This is a genomic window from Virgibacillus flavescens, assembly GCF_050574275.1.
Classification (GTDB): Bacteria; Bacillota; Bacilli; order Bacillales; family Amphibacillaceae; genus Virgibacillus_F; species Virgibacillus_F flavescens.
In genome coordinates this window covers 429,410-450,763 of the sequence record NZ_CP192260.1, presented here as the reverse complement: position 1 = coordinate 450,763, position 21,354 = coordinate 429,410, and the positions used below count along the sequence as shown (strand labels likewise).

At 40.5% G+C, this 21,354-nt stretch carries 20 protein-coding genes and 2 other annotated features; of the genes, 12 read left to right on the top strand and 8 right to left on the bottom strand.

Annotated elements, in window-relative coordinates:
• Nucleotides 1-539 precede the first annotated feature (539 nt).
• The 3 genes from VBD025_RS02185 to VBD025_RS02175 are packed head-to-tail and all read right to left on the bottom strand — an operon-like array spanning nucleotide 540 to nucleotide 4,096.
• Nucleotides 540-2,417, bottom strand: a complete 1,878-nt coding sequence (locus VBD025_RS02185) for a PTS fructose transporter subunit IIABC (RefSeq protein ID WP_430788871.1) — start codon at nucleotides 2,415-2,417, stop codon at nucleotides 540-542.
• Nucleotides 2,418-3,347: a 1-phosphofructokinase gene (gene pfkB, locus VBD025_RS02180; protein WP_430788869.1), complete on the bottom strand. Its 930-nt coding sequence runs from the start codon at nucleotides 3,345-3,347 to the stop codon at nucleotides 2,418-2,420. It abuts the gene before it with no gap.
• Between the two features lie 2 nt (nucleotides 3,348-3,349).
• Nucleotides 3,350-4,096: a DeoR/GlpR family DNA-binding transcription regulator gene (locus VBD025_RS02175; RefSeq protein WP_430788867.1), complete on the bottom strand. Its 747-nt coding sequence runs from the start codon at nucleotides 4,094-4,096 to the stop codon at nucleotides 3,350-3,352.
• Nucleotides 4,097-4,334: 238 nt separating this feature from the next.
• Between VBD025_RS02175 and VBD025_RS02170 the strand changes: the two genes are divergently transcribed.
• On the top strand, nucleotides 4,335-4,868 hold the full coding sequence (locus VBD025_RS02170; RefSeq protein ID WP_430788865.1) for an HD domain-containing protein: 534 nt from the start codon (nucleotides 4,335-4,337) through the stop codon (nucleotides 4,866-4,868).
• A gap of 107 nt (nucleotides 4,869-4,975) precedes the next feature.
• On the opposite strand, the gene VBD025_RS02165 is transcribed toward VBD025_RS02170, so the two are convergent.
• Nucleotides 4,976-5,980, bottom strand: a complete 1,005-nt coding sequence (locus VBD025_RS02165; protein ID WP_430788863.1) for a D-alanyl-D-alanine carboxypeptidase family protein — start codon at nucleotides 5,978-5,980, stop codon at nucleotides 4,976-4,978.
• A 167-nt stretch (nucleotides 5,981-6,147) separates the two neighbouring features.
• Between VBD025_RS02165 and VBD025_RS02160 the strand changes: the two genes are divergently transcribed.
• Nucleotides 6,148-6,756 (top strand): alpha/beta hydrolase, encoded by a 609-nt coding sequence (locus VBD025_RS02160; protein WP_430788861.1) that lies wholly within the window; start codon nucleotides 6,148-6,150, stop codon nucleotides 6,754-6,756.
• A gap of 15 nt (nucleotides 6,757-6,771) precedes the next feature.
• Entirely contained in the window at nucleotides 6,772-7,392 is a 621-nt protein-coding gene (locus VBD025_RS02155) for an NAD(P)-dependent oxidoreductase (RefSeq protein WP_430788859.1), read from the top strand.
• A gap of 268 nt (nucleotides 7,393-7,660) precedes the next feature.
• Here the strand turns inward: VBD025_RS02155 and pepT are convergent, their stop codons facing one another.
• Complete coding sequence (pepT, locus tag VBD025_RS02150; RefSeq protein WP_430791230.1) at nucleotides 7,661-8,893, bottom strand: peptidase T; 1,233 nt, start codon at nucleotides 8,891-8,893, stop codon at nucleotides 7,661-7,663.
• Between the two features lie 57 nt (nucleotides 8,894-8,950).
• On the opposite strand from pepT, the gene VBD025_RS02145 reads away from it, so the two are divergent.
• The 3 genes from VBD025_RS02145 to VBD025_RS02135 are packed head-to-tail and all read left to right on the top strand — an operon-like array spanning nucleotide 8,951 to nucleotide 10,915.
• Nucleotides 8,951-9,454, top strand: a complete 504-nt coding sequence (locus VBD025_RS02145) for a GNAT family N-acetyltransferase (RefSeq protein ID WP_430788857.1) — start codon at nucleotides 8,951-8,953, stop codon at nucleotides 9,452-9,454.
• A gap of 46 nt (nucleotides 9,455-9,500) precedes the next feature.
• Nucleotides 9,501-10,340, top strand: a complete 840-nt coding sequence (locus VBD025_RS02140; protein WP_430788855.1) for a sulfurtransferase — start codon at nucleotides 9,501-9,503, stop codon at nucleotides 10,338-10,340.
• A gap of 11 nt (nucleotides 10,341-10,351) precedes the next feature.
• The gene (locus VBD025_RS02135) at nucleotides 10,352-10,915 is read left to right on the top strand and encodes a DNA-3-methyladenine glycosylase I (protein ID WP_430788853.1); all 564 of its coding nucleotides are present in this window, start codon (nucleotides 10,352-10,354) and stop codon (nucleotides 10,913-10,915) included.
• Between the two features lie 42 nt (nucleotides 10,916-10,957).
• Here VBD025_RS02135 and VBD025_RS02130 read toward each other — a convergent pair whose 3' ends face one another.
• Nucleotides 10,958-12,721 carry a methyl-accepting chemotaxis protein gene (locus tag VBD025_RS02130; RefSeq protein WP_430788851.1) on the bottom strand — a complete coding sequence of 588 codons (1,764 nt, stop codon included), beginning with the start codon at nucleotides 12,719-12,721 and terminating at the stop codon, nucleotides 10,958-10,960.
• A gap of 173 nt (nucleotides 12,722-12,894) precedes the next feature.
• Here VBD025_RS02130 and VBD025_RS02125 point away from each other — a divergent pair, with 173 nt between their 5' ends.
• Nucleotides 12,895-13,407 (top strand): hypothetical protein, encoded by a 513-nt coding sequence (locus tag VBD025_RS02125; RefSeq protein ID WP_430788849.1) that lies wholly within the window; start codon nucleotides 12,895-12,897, stop codon nucleotides 13,405-13,407.
• Between the two features lie 38 nt (nucleotides 13,408-13,445).
• Here VBD025_RS02125 and VBD025_RS02120 read toward each other — a convergent pair whose 3' ends face one another.
• Together VBD025_RS02120 and VBD025_RS02115 are read right to left on the bottom strand one after the other, a co-directional pair.
• The gene (locus tag VBD025_RS02120; RefSeq protein ID WP_430788847.1) at nucleotides 13,446-14,876 is read right to left on the bottom strand and encodes an amidase family protein; all 1,431 of its coding nucleotides are present in this window, start codon (nucleotides 14,874-14,876) and stop codon (nucleotides 13,446-13,448) included.
• A 23-nt stretch (nucleotides 14,877-14,899) separates the two neighbouring features.
• A complete protein-coding gene (locus VBD025_RS02115) occupies nucleotides 14,900-15,028 on the bottom strand; it encodes a hypothetical protein (RefSeq protein WP_430788845.1) in 129 nt (42 codons plus the stop codon).
• Nucleotides 15,013-15,246 (top strand) — a binding site (T-box leader). (Overlaps the previous gene by 16 nt.)
• A gap of 48 nt (nucleotides 15,247-15,294) precedes the next feature.
• Nucleotides 15,295-15,521 (top strand) — a binding site (T-box leader).
• A gap of 52 nt (nucleotides 15,522-15,573) precedes the next feature.
• Between VBD025_RS02115 and argF the strand changes: the two genes are divergently transcribed.
• The 5 genes from argF (at nucleotide 15,574) to abc-f (ending at nucleotide 21,132) form a co-directional block, all read left to right on the top strand.
• Nucleotides 15,574-16,551, top strand: coding sequence for an ornithine carbamoyltransferase (gene argF, locus VBD025_RS02110; RefSeq protein WP_430788843.1), 978 nt, complete (start codon nucleotides 15,574-15,576; stop codon nucleotides 16,549-16,551).
• Between the two features lie 23 nt (nucleotides 16,552-16,574).
• Nucleotides 16,575-17,825, top strand: a complete 1,251-nt coding sequence (locus VBD025_RS02105) for an argininosuccinate synthase (protein ID WP_430788841.1) — start codon at nucleotides 16,575-16,577, stop codon at nucleotides 17,823-17,825.
• Nucleotides 17,782-19,158, top strand: a complete 1,377-nt coding sequence (argH, locus tag VBD025_RS02100) for an argininosuccinate lyase (protein ID WP_430788839.1) — start codon at nucleotides 17,782-17,784, stop codon at nucleotides 19,156-19,158. Before VBD025_RS02105 ends, argH begins: the two co-directional genes overlap by 44 nt.
• A gap of 74 nt (nucleotides 19,159-19,232) precedes the next feature.
• Complete coding sequence (locus VBD025_RS02095; RefSeq protein WP_430788837.1) at nucleotides 19,233-19,352, top strand: RAxF-45 family protein; 120 nt, start codon at nucleotides 19,233-19,235, stop codon at nucleotides 19,350-19,352.
• A 142-nt stretch (nucleotides 19,353-19,494) separates the two neighbouring features.
• The gene (gene abc-f, locus VBD025_RS02090) at nucleotides 19,495-21,132 is read left to right on the top strand and encodes a ribosomal protection-like ABC-F family protein (RefSeq protein WP_430788835.1); all 1,638 of its coding nucleotides are present in this window, start codon (nucleotides 19,495-19,497) and stop codon (nucleotides 21,130-21,132) included.
• Nucleotides 21,133-21,354 lie beyond the last annotated feature (222 nt).

The following is a 21,354-nucleotide window of genomic DNA, read 5'->3' as shown; positions in this document are numbered from 1 at the left end:
CCTTAATAAATGGATTTGATGGCAACTCTTAGTTCAGTCCTTGTTATAGTGTATACAACAGCAGTGAAGAAAAAACGCCGATGCACTAGCAACTGAAAAAGGGATAGATATTAAGATTTCACTTTCGCACATCAATCCAGCATCATCGAATTCACGAGACTCCTGTGGGAACAGCGCGAGCTGAAGATCTAAGCAGGAAAGCGGTTTAAAGAGGAGGGCAAACTAAAACCGTCCTTTGCGGACAACGTTTGCATACCCCTTGCCGGGGCAAGGAAGCTGAAGCCGTGCCCACGGAAAGCGAAGTGAATTCGATGATGCGATCGCAGATTCTCTTAATTTGTACTTCATGTAACTTTTTCAATTTCCTTCGGAATGATTCTGTACAGCTATAGAAGTAATCCGAAAGTTAATTCGCAGTATAGAGATTTTGCGTCGTTAACTACAATAATAGATTGCTGAAGTTTAAATTATATACCGTCATTTGCTCTAAATTTTTTGTGCAAAAAAAGAGCTTTCCAGCAAAGGAAAGCCCTTTTTTATTATACCGTTTGATTTGTCAGGTTCTTCTTCAATAATCCCGCCATTACGGCTGTGACGATCATTCCAGCTATAATTGCGAGGATGTACAATAGTATTTTTATAATACCGCCATCTACAAGGCCGATAACAAATACCCCGCCATGAGGTGCCTTCAATACAATTTCGAAGGCCATGGTAAGTGCTCCAGTGACTGCTGCACCAGTCATTACAGACGGGATAACCCGTGCAGGATCGGCAGCTGCAAGAGGAATAACCCCTTCTGTGATAAAGCATGCTCCCAGAGCGTACGCTGTTTTTCCAGCTTCGCGCTCCGTTTTTGTAAAGCGATTTTTAAATAATGTGGTAGCCAATGCCATTCCAAGCGGTGGAACCATACCAGCCGCCATTACTGTAGCAATAATTGTATAGTTACCAGTAGCGAGCGTTGCAAGTCCAAATGTATAGGCAGCTTTATTAACAGGGCCCCCCATGTCAAAAGCCATCATCGCACCTAATATCAGTCCAAGTAAGATTTGATTTGTTCCACCCATTCCTTCCAAAAATGAGGTAAGACCTGTATAAATCATCGTTAATGGTGGGTTAATTAGCATCATAATAATGCCGGTAATTGCGATACTGAATACTGGATAAAATAGTACAGGTTTTAATCCTTCTAATGCATCTGGCAGTCCAGAAAGTGTTTTTTTGATCAGTAATGTTACATAACCAGCAAGAAAACCGGCAATTAAGCCTCCGAGAAATCCGGAACCCATGGCAGCACCTTCAGCTTCTGTAACAGTAATGGCAATAAATCCTCCGACCATACCTGGTGCAAAGCCCGGTCGATCAGCAATACTTGAAGCAATAAACCCAGCTAGAACGGGAACCATTAGATATAACGCTTTATCGCCACCTATGGTACTAAGCATAGCAGCGAATTCATTATCTGATTCAATGCCCCAGAAGAATGATATTGCAATCAGTATACCGCCACCAACTACGAATGGAAGCATGTTAGAAACACCATTCATTAAGTGTTTATAAAACCCGCTTCTCGATTCATTTTCACCGGTGGACGTTTCTGATTTGTCCGGATGATAAATGGCTGCATCCTGATTCACTGCTTTAGTTAATAAATCTTTTGTTTCGTGGATAGCTTTTCCAACACCCGTTTCAATCACGTGTTTACCAGCAAATCGAGCCATTTCAACCTTTGTATCAGCAGCTACAATAATCGTGTCGGCATCAGCAATTTCAGCATCCGTTAACCGATTTTTTACACCACTTGACCCGTTTGTTTCCACTTTAATGGCAATACCCATTTCTTTTGCTGTTTCATTCAGTTTTTCAGCAGCCATGTAGGTGTGGGCGATTCCGGTTGGACAAGCAGTGACTGCAAGAATTTTATTTCCCTTACTTGTTGTTTCTTCGGGTTCGTCAACTTCCAATTCTTTTGCATTTACTGCGTCTAATACTTCTTCCTTGGTTGCAGCTTGCGATATTTTTGCTCGAAACGCTTCATCCATTAAAAATGTGGAAAGTCGGGATAAGGCTTCCAAGTGATCATTATTTGCGCCATCACTGGCAGCAATCATAAAAAATAAATGTGCTGGCTGACCATCCAATGAATCAAAATCAATTCCTGGTTTGGAGCGACCAAATGCAATTGCCGGATTCTTAACAGCGGCAGATTTCGCATGCGGAATCGCAATGCTTTCGCCAATTCCTGTTGTACTTTGTTCCTCACGAGTGAAAATATCTTTGATGAAAGATTGCTTATCGTTCAACTTTCCGGCATGATCAAGCTGGTTAGCCAGTTCGTTTAACGCATCGTTCTTTGATTGTGCCTGTAAATCGAGAATTATCGTATCCTGACTTAATAGTTCAGTAATCTTCACTTAGCTCACATCCTCTTCCTTGTAATGATGAATTTTAACCTTTGGGACCAAAACGTCAACATCTGTCTTCTCACATAGATCGGTACGAAAAGCTGAGGCGCTCCCACTGGCCACTCCATAACGAAACGCTTCTTTAACATCGTTATGCTGAACGTAGGATGCAAGAAATCCGGAGACTAGGGAATCACCGGCGCCAACTGTATTGACTACCTGCCCGGGTGGAGCTTCTGCAATAAGGGATTGATCCTTTGTTACTAAAATAGCTCCGTGTCCACCCATAGATACAATCACGCATGTAATTCCGCTTTCCACAAGCTTTCTGGCATAAAAAATCGCTTCGCTTTTCGTCTGAATGGTTGTTTCAAATAAGTCACCGAGTTCGTGCTGATTGGGTTTAATCAGGAATGGCTGCGAATTAATCAATTCTTTTAAAGCACTGCCTGATGTATCCAGTACAAAGTGGATTCCATTCTTGTGACACCTTGTAGCTATTGCCTGATAAAAGGAGTCCGGAAACGAATCCGGCAGGCTTCCAGCTAACACAAACCAGTCATCAGCTTCCAAGTCTTCTAAATAGGCTAGAAGCTGTTTGCGCTGTTCATGCGTCGTATCTGGACCAGGGCCGTTCAATTCGGATTCTTCTGCCGCCTTTATTTTTACATTGATACGCGTCGGATCTGCAGTTTCAATGAATTTCGTTTCAATTCCTTCATTCTGTAAAAAATTGCGGATGTATTCACCTGTAAAACCTCCCGCGAAGCCAAGTGCGATACTCTTTACTTGCAGTCGGTTCAATACACGGGAAACATTTATTCCCTTTCCACCCGGAAAATAATAAACTTCATTCGAACGGTTTAACTTTCCCTGATTAAATTCAGGTAAATAAACCGTATAATCTATCGATGGAGTAATCGTACAGGTGTAAATCATGGTTAAACCACCTCAATCGTTGTTTGTTTTGATAAGATGCCGGAATCTTTTTCCGGTAAAGGGTTGGTAATCAACGATGCTTCTGCAATGTCGCATATTCTGGCAAAACTCACTTTGTTAAGTTTTGTCGAATCTGCCAGCACGTATGTTTCTCTGGCGAGCGAGTGGGCCGTTTGTTTAACGCTTGCCTCCTCTGGGTCTGGAGTTGTATATCCGAGATCATGGTGGAATCCATTAACTCCAAGAAAACATTTATCAAAGCGATAATTCTGTAAAGACTGTACTGCTTGCTGTCCCACAAGTGCACTCGTTTTTTGTTTCAAAAATCCGCCGGTCAGATAGGTTTTAATGTTATGTTCATTCAATAGGTCGACATGTGTTAGTCCATTTGTGACAACCACAACCTGTTTATTCTTCAAATGGGGTATCAGCTGAAGTGTCGTAGTACCAGCGTCTAGAAAGATGCAATCCTCATTCTGGATAAAACTCGCTGCCAGTTTGGCAATCGATTGCTTATCGTGAAGGTTTCTGGTTGATTTCTCAGCGATACTGTATTCCTGAAGTTTTTTTTCAGTCAGCGTTGCGCCACCGTGAATACGCTTTAGCTTATTTGCATTTTCCAATTCCGTAAGGTCACGGCGAATAGTGGATTCCGAAGCGGAAGTTGCTTCGATTATGTCTTGTATTGTAATCGTTTGTTTGTCATTTAAAACATGCAATATGATATCGTATCGTTCATTTGTTAGCATTTACATCATCCTTACTATCTGATTAAACCTAGTATAAAGGAAGCGGTTGCATAAATCAATCAAATATAATCATAATCAATCAAAAACAATCAATAACTTTGGTAAATGTTTGAAAGAGGTTGTTTGTGGCAAATATATATTGCAAAACCGCTAGCACAGTGCTATTGTATTTAACAATATATTTTTATTAACATAGAATGCAGAGTTAGAAGGAGAATCATGGAAGGAGGAGGTAAAGATGAGAAACGTAACACTTGAGGAGATAGTTACACATCCAATCACACAAAAATATCTAAAGCGTTCTGGTATGGCGCATGCAATCAGAGTAGCAGAGTATGCGTTACAGTTTGCAAAGGAGCACAATGTGGATCCGGATTTGGTGACGAAGGCAGCGTTACTTCATGATGTCGGACATTACACATGGTACCGGGATGGTGAATGGGATTACGAATTGTATCGCGAGAACGATATTCATGCGATAAAAGGAGCCAGCCGTGCGCATAAGCTGTTAATTCGAATTGGTGAGGACCGCCATGCAGCGAAAGAGATTGCTGTGGCAATATTGTTGCACACAGATTCGTATTTACCTGAAGGTCATCTGAACCTGAAGCCACTTCAATATGTAGTTTCGCTTGCGGATGAAGCTGATGAGGAATCTGATGGTAAGCATCATTATCGGACAATTAGCGATGATGAAGCGATGGAACGCATTCGTGTTCTGGACCGAAAGATTGATGCAGTGTCAAAAAAGAACCATTATAATATCGTGTAGTCGTTTAAACAGTATTCTATTATATGAAAGGAGTAAGCTCATTTAATAAATAAATGAAGATTATTTTTATGTAAAAAAAAAGACCCGGTTATACCGGATCTCCTCTCTTATGCAACGCCAAGATATTCTTCTAATGTAATTCCTTTTTCATGAATAACTGTCGCGGCTTCTTTTCCAACGTAACGTAGATGCCAAGGTTCAAACTGATACTTCGTGATATCTTCTTTACCTTTCGGATACCGAATGATAAAACCATACTCATGGGCATGTGCTTTTACCCATTTACCTTCTTCTGTATCACCAAAGTTCGTATTTAAGTTAAAATTAATAGCTGGACTTGTGACATCCATTGTTAAACCTGTCTGATGTTCACTTTCCCCAGGTCTTGCGCTATATTTATTGGCAGCCTCTTCACCGTCTCTTGCCGCATTAGAAGCGAAGATGGATTCCTGCCTGTCATAGGAACGGAAACCGGATTGAGCGTATAACTCTACCCCTGCTTTTTCGGAAGCTTTGACTAAATCCTCGAGCGCATGTGCAGCTTCCTTGCGCATATACCGTTTGGGCAAATCCTGTGTGAATGGGAAAGGCACGTTTGGTGCAATCAAATCCTCTGGAATATAGTCTGATGGTAAGGAATGATTCTTGTTTACCAGAACTAGTCTATCAGTTGGATTAGTAACAATAACTGTTTCGTTTGGATTAGAAATAGGTACACTTCCTTTCCCGGGATTAACCGTGAACTCTCCATTTATAGCTTTATTTAGCCAATTTTTAGTCGCCTGATTATAGATACCTGATATGGGAAGCTTTGCTTGCTGTGACTGAAAATCTTTAATTGCTTTTGACGTTTCTGCATCATATGTTCCAGATACAGATAGCTTATATCCAATTTTATTCAATGCTGTTTGAAGTTCTTTTACAGCTTCTCCCTGATCGTCAGTCTGTAACGGGGACTCGGGTAAAGATTGGTCTTTCTCCAATGTATGTTGTTTTGGTTCAACTGTAGTTTCCTTTGTATTTGAGTGGTCAGTAACAATTGATTCTGTACATGCTGAAAGTAATACAGTTACCGAGATTAGTAACGTAATCGGTATTCGCTTATTATCCATCTGTTGTAACGCTCCCCTTGAATTAGTAACCGTATTTATTAGTATATCACGACTGCGACTATGACTTCACGTGATTTTTTGGTGAAAAATTTCCAAGTGTAATTGATTGCTAGATACGGGGTTATTTAATACAGTGAATGAAAGATATTTAATGAAAGGATGATTAGATGAAGTACGTATATAACGAAGGTTCAGATAAAAATAAACCAACCCTCCTGCTTCTGCACGGAACGGGAGGAACCGAGCAGGATTTGTTACCACTGGCAGAGATGGTGGATCCAACTGCATCCGTTCTAAGTGTGCAAGGAAACGTCAGTGAAAATGGGATGCCTCGATTCTTCCGCCGATTAGAAGAAGGCGTTTTTGATGAAGAAGATCTCCTCTTTCGAACAAATGAATTAAATGATTTTGTTGACCAGGCAGCTAAGGATCATGATTTCGATCGGGATAATGTGGTTGCGATTGGTTATTCAAATGGAGCGAATATCGCTGCGAGTATGCTGTTTCATATTGAAAACTCACTAAAAGGTGCAGTACTGCATCATCCAATGGTGCCAAGAAGAGGCGTGAAAATTCCTGATTTAACAAATAACCCAGTACTAATTGCTGCAGGGAAAAATGATCCACTTTGTAAGCCGGAAGAATCACAGGAATTAAAGAAACTTTTGGAAGAAGCGAATGCTAAAGTAGACCTTCATTGGGAAATGAATGGTCATCAGTTGTCACGGGCAGAGGTTGAGAAAGCTTCCGAGTGGTTCCAGACGTATTTTGGATAGGGGAGGAGTACTCGTATGAAAATTTTAGTATTAGGTGCTTCAGGCAGAGTCGGTCAAAAAATTGCTGAGCAAGCATTAGCTGATCAGCATGATGTGACCGCGTTCGTTCGAACACCGGAAAAGCTTAATATGCCAGATGATTCCTTAACCATTTTTAAAGGCGATGTCCTCAATAACAACGATTTAAACAGAGCGATGAAAGAGATGGATCTTGTTATAAGCGCGTTAAATACAGATAAAAATAATACATTACAGCGAAGCATGCCGGGAATAGTTGACGCAATGAAGCAAAATAATATTTCTCGGATAATTACAATTGGCACAGCAGGTATACTAAACAGCCGAACAGAGCCAGATTTATACCGTTTTCAGTCGAATGAATCGAAGCGAAGAAAAACCACAGCAGCAGAGGATCACCTGACTGCCTTTCATTATCTTGAGAAGACTGATTTGGATTGGACGGTAGTTTGTCCAACGTATTTGCCCGAAGGAGAAGCAGAAGGAAATTATCGTGTAGAGAAAAATGCGCTTCCCGAAGGTGGAAATCGAATCACAGTCGGAGATACGGCAAATTTTACTTATTCTCTTATTAATAGTGAAGATTTCTTGAAAAGTCGGGTTGGAATAGCGTACTAAGAGCCGCGAATCGCGCGTTGCCGGTGAGTAATCGCGCGGAGAAGTCTGAGAATCGCGCATGGATACCTGTAAGTCGCGCATAGTCAATAGAAAAACGAACGCCATCAGCTGAATATAGCGCACCATCCAGTCATTGCACGATATTTACAGAGGGTCGCGCGAATTACTCGCGAGGCTGCGCGATACCAACAACCACCTGCTCGATTTCTCCATGTTGATGCGCAAAAAAGGGTGCTACCGTTCATAACGGCAGCACCCTTTTTGGCAGTTAATTCGTTTCTTCAAACAATCTGCTAATCTCTATAATAACGTTTGTGGCTTTTTCCATGTTATTAACGGAGATGTATTCAAATTTACCGTGGTAGTTTTCGCCGCCTGTGAAAATATTTGGTGTTGGGAGACCCATATAGGAGAGCTGTGATCCATCCGTTCCACCACGGACAGGTTTAATTAAAGGCTTTATGTCCAGATTTTCCATTGCCTTCTGAGCGATGTCCACAATTTCCTTAACAGGTTCAATTTTTTCACCCATATTATAATATTGATCTTCCATCTTAAGTTGAACGCGTTGTTCGCCGAATTCCTCTTTTACCTCAGCAACTGCCTTTTCCATAAAGGCTTTACGCGATTCAAAACCGTCCCTGTCAAAATCCCTGATAATGTATGAAATAACTGTACTTTCAACGTCGCCATTTAGTGAACTCAAGTGATAAAATCCTTCATATTTTTCCGTGTGCTCCGGAGTTTCCTGTTTTGGAAATTTCCCGATAAACGCTGCTGCCATCGTGGCAGCGTTCACCATTTTATTTTTAGCGGTTCCGGGATGGACGCTATTTCCAATAAATGTAATTTCTGCAGCAGCCGCATTGAAGCTTTCAAATTGCAGCTCGCCAAGCGGTCCGCCATCCATGGTATAAGCAAACTTGGCATTAAATTCATCAACATTGAATTTGTGTGGCCCAAGTCCAATTTCTTCATCAGGAGTAAAAGCGACACGTATTTTACCATGTTTGACCTCTGGGTGGTTAATCAAATATGCCATCGCGGTCATTATCTCTGCAATGCCTGCTTTATTATCTGCACCGAGCAGCGTCGTGCCGTCCGTGGTGATCAATGTGTGTCCTTTGTAATCTGGAAGCTCAGGAAATTCCTTGCTGGATAACACAACTTTTAATTCCTTATTTAGAACCAGGTCGTTTCCGTCATAGTTTTCTACAAGCTGTGGGTTCACGTTTTTTCCTGTGAAATCTGTAGCCGTGTCGACGTGGGCCAGAAAGCCAATTGTCGGGATATCCTTATCGGTGTTGGCAGGCAAAGTAGCCATTACATAGCCGTTTTCATCGATTGTGACGTCACTCATGCCAATTTGTTTTAATTCGTCTACTAAAAGGTTTGCTAAAACCAATTGTCCTGGTGTTGAAGGAGTATTCGCGCTTTTTTCATTAGATTGTGTATCTATCTTTGCGTATGTAGTAAGGCGATTAATTAAATCCTGTTTCATCATTGTCATCTCCTATTAAGTGAATTATGATTATTTTAACACAAAAGAGGTGAGACAATGATAAGAGAAGCAGTGGTTTCTGATGCAGAAGAAATCCTTGCGTTAACCAGAAGAGTTGAGGAAGAAAGTTCTTTTATGCTGTATGGAGCAGGTGAACGAAATAGCAGCTTGGAAAGTATGAAAAAAATGCTTGAAACTTTCGCAGAGAAAAAGAATGCAACAATTTTTGTCGCTGAAAGAGACAATAGGTTAGTAGGATATTTAATAGTGAATGGTGGAGAGGCAAGGAGACTTGAGCATAGTGCTTATATAGTGATCGGAATTGTTTCTTCCTATCAGGGAAAAGGCATTGGGTCAGCATTATTCAGCGAAATGGAAAAATGGGCAAGACGCAATTCCATACACCGCTTAGAGCTGACTACAGCTGTGCCTAATGAAGCTGGTGTAGCGCTGTATCGAAAAGCTGGTTTTGAAATCGAAGGTATAAAAAAAGATTCCATGCGAATTAGTGGAGAATTTATTAATGAATATTATATGGCAAAATTGCTTGATTCCGAGTAATGTGGAATAATTTTAGTAGGTAGTGAGAAATCGGAGGAGATAACAGATGTCTTATTTAGTCTCAGTAGAATGGTTAAAAAAGAAAATAGATAACCAGGATGATATGGTCATAGTTGATGTGCGTTTTTCCTTGTCAGATCCAAATGAAGGAAGGAAAGCGTATGAGCAGGGACATATTCCAAATGCGATGTACTTGGATTTAAATAAAGATTTATCGAGTCCTGCTTCAACACACGGTGGAAACCATCCACTTCCAGATAGTGAGCAATTAGCTGAAAAACTTGGAGAAATCGGGATAGGTCAACAGACAACAGTAGTTATTTATGATGAAAACAACGATATGTTTGCTGCTCGCCTATGGTGGTTGCTCGATTATCTTGGTCATCAGAAAAAGTATCTGCTGGATGGTGGAATTACACGTTGGGCTGAAAAAGGGAATTTAGTAACGACAGCTGTTCCTGTACCTGAAATGAAGTATTTTCAAGCTGCTGTTCAAGAAGGAAATATAGTTGACATCGATCAGGTTAAGAATAAAACACAGGATCAATCAGCGGTGTTAATCGACTCCCGGTCGAAAGACAGATATCTGGGTAAGGTCGAACCATTATACGCAAAGGCCGGTCATATTCCTGGTGCAAGGAACTTTTTCTGGAAAGACGTTCTGCAAGAAGATGGTTTATGGAAAAGCGATTCTGACCTACAAGAACATTTTAATGAAATTGAGAAAAACGAAGAAATTATTGTGTCATGTGGGTCGGGTGTATCAGCATGTCCAAATATAATCGCATTAAAAATGGCAGGATACAAAAATGTGAAACTGTATCCTGGGAGTTACAGTGATTGGATCTCGTATGATGACAATCCAATTGAAACGAAGGTTGAATAGGAGCGTATTATATGAAAAAAAGATGTGAATGGTCTACCTCTGATCCAGTATATATCGATTATCATGATAACGAATGGGGAAGACCGACCCATGATGAACGAGATTTGTTTGAAATGCTTTGCCTTGAGGGTGCACAGGCAGGGCTAAGCTGGATAACGATATTAAAGCGACGGGAAAATTACCGGAAGGCATTCGATAATTTTGATCCTCAGTTAATTAAACAGTACGATGAGGATAAGATTCAGGAAATACTGCAGGACGAAGGAATTATTCGTAATAAGCTAAAGGTTCGCTCTGTTGTAACAAATGCACAAGCTTTTTTGAAGGTGCAAGAAGAGTTTGGAACCTTCGATGCATATGTATGGAGTTTCGTAGGTGGTAAAACGATATACAACGACTGGTCAGTCCACTCAGAAGTTCCGGCCACTACGGAAGAGTCCGAGAAAATGAGTAAAGACCTGAAGAAGCGCGGGTTTAAATTTGTTGGACCAACAATTTGCTATGCCTACATGCAATCAACTGGGATGGTAAACGACCACACAGAGGATTGTTTTTTATACCATAAGAATAACTAAAGAACCCCATCTACCGTAATAGTAGATGGGGTTTAAAGTTCCTTATAGCCTGAATGCTTTTAATTCATTGTTTAATTGTTCAGCAAGTGCAGCGAGTTCGTCTGCGCTGTGTGAAACCTCTTCCATTGAACTTGACGTTTGCTGGGCAGATGCTGATGCTTCTTCAACGCCAGCAGCTGACTCTTCAGAAACGGAAGCGATTTCTTCAATTAAATTATTCATTTCCTGACTATTAAGCGCAATACCTTTTAAGTTGTTTGAAATGGTTATGATTTTAGAAGTCATTTCAGATACAGATGCGTTAATGGTTTCAAAGTTTTTGCTTGTCTCTTCGATTTGATTTGTGCCTTCTTTTACTTCGGTGTAACCAGAATTTAGTGAGACAACGACATGGTCGGTTTCATTTTGAATGGTGGATACAATACTAGTAATTTCTGTTACAGATGAAGTTACCTGCTCTGCAAGTTTTCTGACTTCATCCGCAACTACCGCAAAACCTTTGCCGTGCTCACCAGCGCGCGCTGCTTCGATAGCTGCATTTAGTGAAAGCAGGTTGGTTTGAGCAGCTATGTCTTTAATTACTTTTACTAGTTTTGAGATTTCAGCAGATTGTTTATCCAATCCTTGAACTTTGTTGACGGCGTCAGATACGATTGTATCGATACGCTTCATCTGATCCATTGATTTATTCATCAATGCAGTACCTTCTTCGGTCAGTTGCATGACCCCATCCGATTTACCAGCAATATCCTGACCATCCTGTTCCGATTGACGAACAATCTGGACAAAATCGTTCATGCTTTCTGATAAATTAGACGCGCTATTCGCTTGGGTTTCTGATCCGGTCGATAGTTCTTCCATAGTAGAAGCTATTTGCTCATTACCTTCTTTTACTTCGCTTGCAGATTGTGTGAGCTGGCCACTTCTGGTTGATACTGAATCTGATGCTGCAGCTACTTTCGAGACGATATTGCGGATATTGCTTTTCATTTGATTTACCGCATTTGATAATTGACCAATTTCATCTTTGCCATTATAGTCCATTGATTTTACTGCAAGGTTACCATTCGCTACCTCATGCGTAATTGAGACCACTTTTCGAAGGTTACCAGATATTTTTCTGCTGATTAGTAACAGTAAAATAATACCAACAGCAATCGCAACAGCGGTTGCTGCGCCGAGCACTACAATACTTCGATTCATGCTATTTTGGGCATCACTAACAGCCTGACTTTGTTTATCTTTAACGATTGAAATTAAGTCGTTCATAAGAGCAACGTTCTCAATTCGCAGTCCGCTTAGTTCTTCGCGAAGACCCGGAATGACTTCAGGCTCAGTTGCAACAGCGTGTGGAATTTTGATTAGGAAAGCTGTATTCATCTTCGTATCGTTTTGTTGAATCTTAGTAAAAACTTCTAATTGTTTATCGGTTTCCAACGTAGGCTTCAATTCGTCAGCTAACTTGGCGAAACTTTTACGATACTCCTCATATTTATCTACATACTTTTTGTCTTCCGTAATGATAAAATCTGCAATTTGAATATCTTTCAGCTGCATAACGGAGGAAAATTCCATCATCGCATTTACACGTTCACTCCTGCGTTCTATTGCCTGAACATCCTGTTGTCCTTTTTCCAATTGTAAATATACAATTACTCCTGCGACTATAAATAATACTGCTGTTAATATGTATACAGAAAGGTACTTTTGTGCAATTTTAACGTTTTTCCATCCAAACGAACGTTTGATTGAAGGTTTGGACTTCTTTGTTTTCAGTATTTTCTCTTTAGCTTTTCTCTTCTTCATTATGTTTCCCCCAGTTAAATAAAAAACGTTTATCTTTCTATATCGACACTTTTTATCTGAGTATTAAGCACTATTATAAAAAATCTAACATTTGATTTTTAGCAAGTATACATTGTAAAATACAGAATTGTGTGCAGGAATTGACACAATTTAATAATAGTTAGGTGATTCACATGATAGGTACAGCATTTGTAGAAGAAAATAAAAGCAAGAATGATATAAAGGAAGAATTGGATACACTCGAAATTCAATTGTTTCGTATGCAGCAAAGTATGAAAGAAATCTCCAAAAAGTGGGAGGTCATCAGCATAGATCAGACGCATCAAAATAACTGGGCAATTATATACTGTGATAGAGATTCAGATGCATGTCAGATTATGCTTCACGACTGTCAATCTACTTTTCGTGGTAGTTGGAATGCGGCTATTCAAGCTAAATATAAAGATGAAAACACGCTCCATATTGCAGATATAAAAGGGGATCAGAACAAAGGCTACGGATCGATTTTAATGAATTATTTAAAGGAACAGGCTAAAGAAGAAAACGTTCAGTATATTACCGGTGACATTGTCAAACGTGATTTCGACCACTATGACCGGTTAAAACATTTCTATAGAAAGCACGAGTTTGATGTGACAATTGACCACGAGGAGAAATGTGGTGAAATTGTTTGGAATGAAGGATAAAAAAACGACCTAATATGTAGGTCGTTCTTCGGAAATCATTAAGCTAATTCAGGTGGTTTTCGATGCTTTGTTGCTTGTTCATACGCATATGCGACTTCGATTAACTTTGGTTCTGAATAAGCTTCTCCGGTAAAGGTGGCTCCTACTGGCTTTCCTGTGTCTGTGTAACCCGCAGGCACAGTAATGGATGGAAAGCCTGCCCTTGCAGCTATACTGGATCCATAGTAACTAGGGAAAAATAAAGCATCCAATCTGTCTTTTTCCATTATCTCTTTTATCTTCTCATTTGATTGCCTTATATCCCTTAATCGATCGGTTATATATTCTTTTTCTGTTAACGTTCCGCTTTTAGTTTCGGATTCAATCAGAACGGTTTGCCCAAACTTTAAGGCGTTGCTTGCATGTGATTGATTAAAATTTATAACGTCAAGCAGTGAATGAACCGGAGTATGGGAAGAGAGCTTCCCCAGGTATGCGTTTACCCCATTTTTAAACTCATGATACAGAACACTGGAATCTGGAAGATCAACAGGTAATTCAATTGTATCGACTATTTCAGCTCCACTATTTTTAATATCAGCCAGTGCCTGATTAATTAGCTTGAGGTCATGTTCGTCGAGCTTTTTTAGATAGTTTTTGGACACACCGATTCTGGCGTTTTTTAATCCGTCCTCATTCAAAAATCGTGTATAATCACTTATTCGATTCTTATTTGTAGATGTTGCAGGGTCCATCTTATCTTCTCCGGTGAGTGCTCCTAAAATAATTGCAGCGTCTTCAACGCTTCGAGTCATGGGGCCAGCTGTGTCCTGGCTGTGTGAAATAGGGATAATGCCACTCCGGCTGATTAGGCCAACTGTGGGTTTAATGCCAACTACAGAATTGCTGCTGGCTGGACTAAGAATTGATCCATCTGTTTCGGTTCCTATTGCAGCGACAGCAAAGTTGGCAGCAATACTAGCTCCCGAACCGGAACTGGAACCTCCCACATCGAATTCGCCGTAAGGATTTAATACTTGTCCACCACGGGAACTATATCCATTCGTCATACCCTGCGTCATAAAGTTAGCCCATTCTGTTAAATTCGTTTTACCAAGAATAATTGCGCCTGCATCGCGAAGCATCTTGGTAACAAAAGCATCTTCTCGTGCATAATGGTTTGCCAATGCAATCGACCCCGCGCTAGTATGCATTTTATCAGCAGAATCAATATTGTCCTTAATCAATAAAGGAATACCGTGGAGCGGACCACGTTTTCCGGATTTCTCGCGCTCGACATCAAGTGTTTCAGCAATACTTAGTGCATCCGGGTTTATCTCAATCACTGCATTTATTTTTGGACCGGATGAATTGTATTTTGCGATTTGTTCAAGATACATAGTAGTTAACGAAAAGGCAGTTAGCTTTCCAGTTTCCATTTTTTCCTGAATAGAATTAATCGTAACTTCGTTAATTAATTGCTTCGACATGAGAGACCTCCTGGTTGGATTGGTTATTCAGTTATATATTCGACAGATAAGAACTGAAATCCTTTCATGATCGTTAAACAATCTTTCTTTACCTCTTGACTTCTCATAACATTACTGTATAATCCACTATTAATAACTAACATCAATGACAAAGAAAAGTAGTTGCATAGCCTTAGCGAACCGGGAATGGTGAAAGCCGGTAAACATATGTAATGAAAACGCACTTTTGAGATGTCTTCCTGAATCGGCGCATTTAGCGTTAATAGGGTAGACCGGGCGATCCTCGTTAACAGACACTTAAGCCGATTCCGCACGTGCGGAATAATCAGAGTGGTACCGCGGGTATATACTATATACGCTCGTCTCTTCTATACAAGAAGAGACGGGCGTTTTTTGTATTTTTATAACAAATGAATAAGTGAAATTGATGACAAAGAGAGTAATTACATTACATTCTGAGCAGCGAGCCGGGTTGGTGGAAGCCGGTGCAGAAAATGTAAAGAACCGCACTTTTGAATGTTCTCCTAAACGGGCTTTGAGCTCAGTAGGGTGAATCGGGTAGCTTCCGTTAACAGGCACAAAGCTGATTCCGCTAGACGGAATAATCAGAGTGGTACCGCGGGTGATATAACGCTCGTCTCTTTTATTACAAAGAGACGAGCGTTTTTTTAATACTTAAAAAAGGGAGTGTTCAGGAATGGCAAAGGTTTACGATGCACAAATAATGAAGCAAATACCATCGCAGTTCAAAGAAAAGGATTTTATTAAACTGACTGATTTTACACCTGATGAAATTCATTCTCTGCTGGAACAAGCACTGGAGATGAAAAGCCTTCAGAAAAAAGGGATTCCTCATCCATATCTGACAGGTAAGGTGCTGGGAATGATTTTTGAAAAATCGTCTACTCGAACGAGAGTCTCCTTTGAAGTCGGAATGATGCAGCTTGGGGGACAGGCGATCTTCCTGAGTTCGAGGGACATACAGCTTGGACGAGGAGAAACGATTGCGGATACAGCCAAGGTCTTGTCAGGTTATGTAGATGGTTTAATGATAAGAACGTTTGCACATGAATCCATTGAAGAATTTGCAAGTAAAGCGGATGTCCCGGTTATCAATGGATTAACCGATTTGCATCACCCCACACAGGTTTTAGCAGACCTGTTGACCATATTCGAGCACAAAGGGCGTTTAGCCGGGCTCAAAGTTTGTTATATCGGTGATGGTAACAATAATATGTGTCATTCCGTGTTAGAGGGAGCTGCAATTGTTGGTATGCATCTTTCCATAGCCAGTCCTCCGGGATATGAACCTAATCTTGAAATCTTTGAGAAAGCTTGCGAAGTTGGTCAAACCACTGGTAGCGAATTGGAATATACGATTTCTCCAGAAGAAGCTATGGATGGAGCAGATGTTGTTATAACCGATGTCTGGAGCAGCATGGGTCAGGAGGAAGAGCAGGAAGAACGCAAGCATTTTTTCGCTCCATACCAAGTGAATGCGACATTGTGTGCTCATGCTAAGCAGAACTATATTTTCCTCCATTGCTTACCGGTCCACCGCGGAGAAGAAGTTACATCAGAAGTAATTGATGGTGAGCACTCCGTAGTGTTTGATGAAGCTGAAAACCGCTTGCATGCACAAAAAGCAATCTTAAAAAGCCTGATGGAAAACTAAAAATAAAAAAGGAGAGATTTAAAATGGCAAATCAAAAAGTGGTATTAGCATATTCCGGAGGTCTGGATACCTCCGTATCGGTAAAATGGCTACAAGAAAAATACGGGTACGATGTAATTGCATTAGGATTAAATATTGGCGAAGGAAAAAATTTGGATGAGATAAAACAAAAAGCTTTAGACGTTGGAGCAATTAAGTCAATTGCTATTGATGCGAAAGAATTGCTAGCTGAAAATTATCTTCTCCCGGCACTTAAAGCAAATGCATTGTACGAAGGAAAGTACCCGCTATCTTCCGCGTTGTCACGGCCGTTAATTTCAAAGCTGTTAGTGGAAGTGGCAGAACAGGAAGGGGCAGTTGCTGTCGCACATGGATGTACTGGAAAAGGAAATGATCAGGTCCGGTTTGAAGTGTCGATTCAAGCACTTAATCCGAATCTGGAAGTCATTGCACCTGTTCGTGAATGGGGAATGACAAGAGATGAGGAACTGGACTATGCCAAAGAGAAAGGAATCCCAGTCCCTGTTAATCACGACAATCCTTTTTCCATTGATGCTAATATCTGGGGACGTGCCTGCGAGGCTGGAGTGCTTGAAAATCCGTGGGAAGAAGCACCGGAAGCGGCGTATGAGTGGACAAATCCAATAAACAAGACGCCAGACGAACCTGAATATTTGGAGGTAGAATTTAAGGCAGGAAAGCCGATTTCGTTAAATGGCGAATTAATGCCTTTGGTAACGTTAATTGAAACACTGAATGATATAGGCGGAACTCATGGTGTTGGACGGATTGACCATATCGAAAATCGGTTAGTCGGCATTAAATCACGGGAGGTGTATGAAAATCCTGCCGCATTAATGTTGATAAACGCGCACAAAGAGCTGGAATTTTTAACATTAACGCGGGAAGTTTCGCAGTTTAAAACGACGATAGATCAGCAGATGTCCAAAATTATTTATGAAGGACTGTGGTATTCTCCCATTAGACCGGCCCTTGATGCATTTATTAACGAAACACAAAAAATGGTTTCCGGAAAAGTGAAAATCAAACTTCATAAAGGATCACATACGGTTGTTGGCCGGAAATCTGATAACAGTCTATACAACGAAAAACTAGCTACCTATGCGAATGGTGATGCGTTTGATCATAACGCCGCAGTTGGATTTATTAAGCTGTGGGGGCTTTCCACAAAAGTATATGCAGAGGTTCATAAGGGGAAGGAGGAAAATAATGAGCAAACTATGGAGCGGGAGATTTACGAAGGAAACAAATAAATTGGTGGACCAATTCACTTCATCCATTGCGTTTGATCAGAAGCTGGCTAAAGAAGACATTCAGGGGAGTATTGCCCACGTTCAAATGCTTGGCGAATGTAATATAATTTCGTCGGAAGAAGCGGCTGTGATTCAAAAAGGTCTTGAGTCAATTTTTGAAAAGCTTATAAAAGGCGATATCGAGTTCCTTGTGGAACATGAGGATATTCATATGAACATCGAGAAGCTTTTAATCGATGAAGTTGGACCTGTTGGCGGGAAGCTGCACACAGGACGCAGCCGTAACGATCAGGTTGCGACAGATATGCATCTTTATTTAAAAGGGAAGACGGAAGAGCTGATCAAGCTGCTTGAAACGGTTCAATCATCCATAATAGGTCAGGCGAAGAATAACATCGAAACAATTCTTCCTGGATATACCCACCTTCAACGCGCGCAGCCGGTTTCCTTTGCGCATCATTTGATGGCATACTTCTGGATGTTTGAACGAGATAAGGAGAGACTTCAGGACAGTCTGAAGCGGGTTAATGTTCTTCCGTTAGGAGCGGGTGCACTTGCCGGGACGACTTTTCCGATAGACCGGGAGCGGGTGGCTGAACTATTAGGATTTGATAGTGTTTATCCAAACAGTATGGATGCTGTCAGCGATAGAGATTTTATTCTTGAATTTCTCTCCGACGCTTCCATCCTTATGGTCCATCTTTCGCGACTTGCCGAAGAAATGGTTATTTGGAGCAGTCAGGAATTTCAATTTATTGAACTTGATGATTCTTTTTGCACAGGCTCGAGTATCATGCCGCAAAAGAAAAATCCTGACGTTCCGGAGTTGTTGAGAGGGAAAACTGGACGGGTGTTTGGAGATTTGATGGGGATGCTGACCGTCTTGAAAGGGCTGCCTTTAGCTTATAACAAAGATCTGCAGGAAGATAAAGAAGGTATGTTTGATACCGTTGATACGCTTGAGGGATCATTAACTTTACTTGCTCCAATGCTCGATACGATGAAAGTTAATGACAAGAAGATGCGAAAGGCTGTTACACAAGATTACTCAAACGCAACCGACATCGCAGATTATTTAGCTGCAAAAGGAATGCCATTCAGAGAGGCGCACGAAGTAGTTGGTCGGACTGTTCTCTTCGCAATAGAAAATAAAAAATATTTATTGGAGTTGCAGCTGGAAGAATACAAAACCTTCAGTCCGTTATTTGAAGAAGATATCTTTGAAAAGCTGCAACCCGAAAAAGGTATTGCAGCCCGTGAAAGTTACGGCGGAACAGCTCCCAATCAAATTATAAACCAGCTAAAGCTGGCAGAAAGCAAGCTTATTCATTAATTCAATCATAAATAACATTGACTTTGATTACTTATTGGAATAAACTAAAAACAATAATAAAGGAGGTGGGAGTCATGTTTCAAACTGGTAAAAGCATTTCAAAGTTCAGAGAATACCTCTGGATGTGTTATGCGCTTTTTGCATCATTTGTTTTCAACGGGATAAGTCTGTCCTTTTTCAAAACAAATGAATAAAAAATACCAGTTAGAGACATCTGCCCACAAGCGAAGATAAATGAATGATTAAGACGACGGGGTGCTGTATTTCTCTGTCGTCTTTTCTGTATATTTTAAACACTGCTTTTTCGATGTCTCTGCTTTGCGGAGGAATAGTAAAATGATTATTTGCAGTTTAAAAAACGTTACCCAAATCTATGGTGCTAATATTATATTTAGTGATATGTCTTGTGAAGTTAAAGAACAGGAACGAATAGGCTTAATAGGAAGAAACGGAGAAGGTAAAACCACTTTATTACACTTGCTTGCAAAAAAAACAGATCCTGCTGAAGGAACAATCAGCTGGAAGAAGAACTTATCAGTAGGTTTATTGCAGCAATCTCCGGATGTGCAGGATAATAAGCAAGTGGAATCACTTCTTTACGATGTTTTTGATACGCTAACTGAGTTAAAAAATAAAATGACCAGCTTAGAAAGTGAAATGGCAACAGAGTCGAATCCGGATAAACTCACCCGACATATTGAAAAATATGGGGTCCTGCAGGAAAAGTTTCAAGAAGAGGGCGGATACGAAATAGATTCGCAGATTAGACGGATTATGAGCGGTTTGCAAATCACAGATTTAGCTAAAAAAAGCTGGGAACAGCTGAGTGGGGGAGAACGGACAAAAGTCGGATTGGCTCAATTGCTTTTAAAAGCTCCAGATCTGCTGCTGCTGGATGAACCAACAAATCATTTGGATCTGTTTGCTATTGAATGGCTAACTGATTTTATTAAAAATTACCCGGGAACGGTAGTTATCGTATCGCATGACCGTTACTTTTTAGATGAAACCGTTACATCTATTCTGGAAATGGATCAAGGGGAATTAATTCGGTATCATACAAATTATTCCAACTACGTAAAGGAACGAGATGCCCGTTTATTAATTGAGTTTCAGCAATATCAGGATCAGCAAAAGAAAATGAAAAAAATGCGAGAAACAATCAAGCGGTTAAAAGAGTGGGCAAACCAGGCAAATCCACCAAATGCCGGACTGCATCGCCGGGCAAAAAGCATGGAGAAGGCGTTAGCTAGAATGGAAACATTGAAAAAGCCAATTCTGGAGCAAAAAAAGATTGATCTAGACTTTCAGATGAATAAACGAAGTGGTAAAGACGTTATTATCGTAGATGGTGTTACAAAGAAGTTCGATAAAAAACCATTACTGAAAAATGTAGATCTGCACGTAAGATTTCAGGAACGCATCGCTATTATTGGCGAAAATGGCTGCGGAAAATCAACTTTGCTTAAAATGATCATGCAATCCGAAAAAACAGATGAGGGCATTATTAAGCTAGGTAGTAATTTGTCGGTTGGGTTTCTGTCTCAGCATATGCTTGAAGTAAACGGGGAACGCTCCATTATCGATGAGTTTCGTGATCAGGTTTCTGTGACAGAAGGGGACGCTCGTGGAATTTTGGCCAAATTTTTATTTTATGGCAACACTGTCTTTCAAAAGGTTAGCAGTCTGAGTGGTGGGGAGCAAATGCGGCTGCGCTTAGCGCAGCTGGTTCACCAGGATCATAACCTATTAATTTTAGATGAGCCGACAAACCATCTGGACATTGAGTCTAAAGAAGTTCTGGAGGATGCATTAGAACAATTTGATGGAACAATTATTGCTGTATCGCATGATCGTTATTTTCTGGATCGATTATTCCCACTAACATACTTGATGGCTGATCAAAAGCTGACAAGGTTCGAAGGCAGCTTCACATTCGCTCGAAAGAAGTGGACAGAATTAGAAAAGGTATAGTAGGGATTACTACCGTTTTTAGAAGATAAGAAAGTATAACAACTGTCTCTACCACAATGATTATCATTGTGGTAGTTTCTTTGTCCAATATACTTGTTGAGATTGATATTTTTTCAACGAAATGAATAACCTAATTTTCGAGCCTGATAAGTTGAATCTGGGCATCGAAAAGTAAAAGTTCGGCAACGATAAGCAAAGTTTTCTAATCTAAGCAGATATTTT

Excerpts from the sequence above, each read along its gene's own strand:
- VBD025_RS02170 (WP_430788865.1), top strand. The coding sequence starts at position 4,335 with ATGAGAAACGTAACACTTGAGGAGATAGTTACACATCCAATCACACAA.
- abc-f (WP_430788835.1), top strand. The coding sequence starts at position 19,495 with ATGATTATTTGCAGTTTAAAAAACGTTACCCAAATCTATGGTGCTAAT.
- VBD025_RS02140 (WP_430788855.1), top strand. The coding sequence starts at position 9,501 with ATGTCTTATTTAGTCTCAGTAGAATGGTTAAAAAAGAAAATAGATAAC.
- argF (WP_430788843.1), top strand. The coding sequence starts at position 15,574 with ATGGCAAAGGTTTACGATGCACAAATAATGAAGCAAATACCATCGCAG.
- VBD025_RS02145 (WP_430788857.1), top strand. The coding sequence starts at position 8,951 with ATGATAAGAGAAGCAGTGGTTTCTGATGCAGAAGAAATCCTTGCGTTA.
- VBD025_RS02160 (WP_430788861.1), top strand. The coding sequence starts at position 6,148 with ATGAAGTACGTATATAACGAAGGTTCAGATAAAAATAAACCAACCCTC.
- VBD025_RS02155 (WP_430788859.1), top strand. The coding sequence starts at position 6,772 with ATGAAAATTTTAGTATTAGGTGCTTCAGGCAGAGTCGGTCAAAAAATT.
- VBD025_RS02095 (WP_430788837.1), top strand. The coding sequence starts at position 19,233 with ATGTTTCAAACTGGTAAAAGCATTTCAAAGTTCAGAGAATACCTCTGG.
- VBD025_RS02130 (WP_430788851.1), bottom strand. The coding sequence starts at position 12,721 with ATGAAGAAGAGAAAAGCTAAAGAGAAAATACTGAAAACAAAGAAGTCC.
- VBD025_RS02120 (WP_430788847.1), bottom strand. The coding sequence starts at position 14,876 with ATGTCGAAGCAATTAATTAACGAAGTTACGATTAATTCTATTCAGGAA.
- VBD025_RS02125 (WP_430788849.1), top strand. The coding sequence starts at position 12,895 with ATGATAGGTACAGCATTTGTAGAAGAAAATAAAAGCAAGAATGATATA.
- VBD025_RS02165 (WP_430788863.1), bottom strand. The coding sequence starts at position 5,980 with ATGGATAATAAGCGAATACCGATTACGTTACTAATCTCGGTAACTGTA.
- VBD025_RS02175 (WP_430788867.1), bottom strand. The coding sequence starts at position 4,096 with ATGCTAACAAATGAACGATACGATATCATATTGCATGTTTTAAATGAC.
- argH (WP_430788839.1), top strand. The coding sequence starts at position 17,782 with ATGAGCAAACTATGGAGCGGGAGATTTACGAAGGAAACAAATAAATTG.
- VBD025_RS02105 (WP_430788841.1), top strand. The coding sequence starts at position 16,575 with ATGGCAAATCAAAAAGTGGTATTAGCATATTCCGGAGGTCTGGATACC.
- VBD025_RS02135 (WP_430788853.1), top strand. The coding sequence starts at position 10,352 with ATGAAAAAAAGATGTGAATGGTCTACCTCTGATCCAGTATATATCGAT.
- pepT (WP_430791230.1), bottom strand. The coding sequence starts at position 8,893 with ATGAAACAGGATTTAATTAATCGCCTTACTACATACGCAAAGATAGAT.
- pfkB (WP_430788869.1), bottom strand. The coding sequence starts at position 3,347 with ATGATTTACACCTGTACGATTACTCCATCGATAGATTATACGGTTTAT.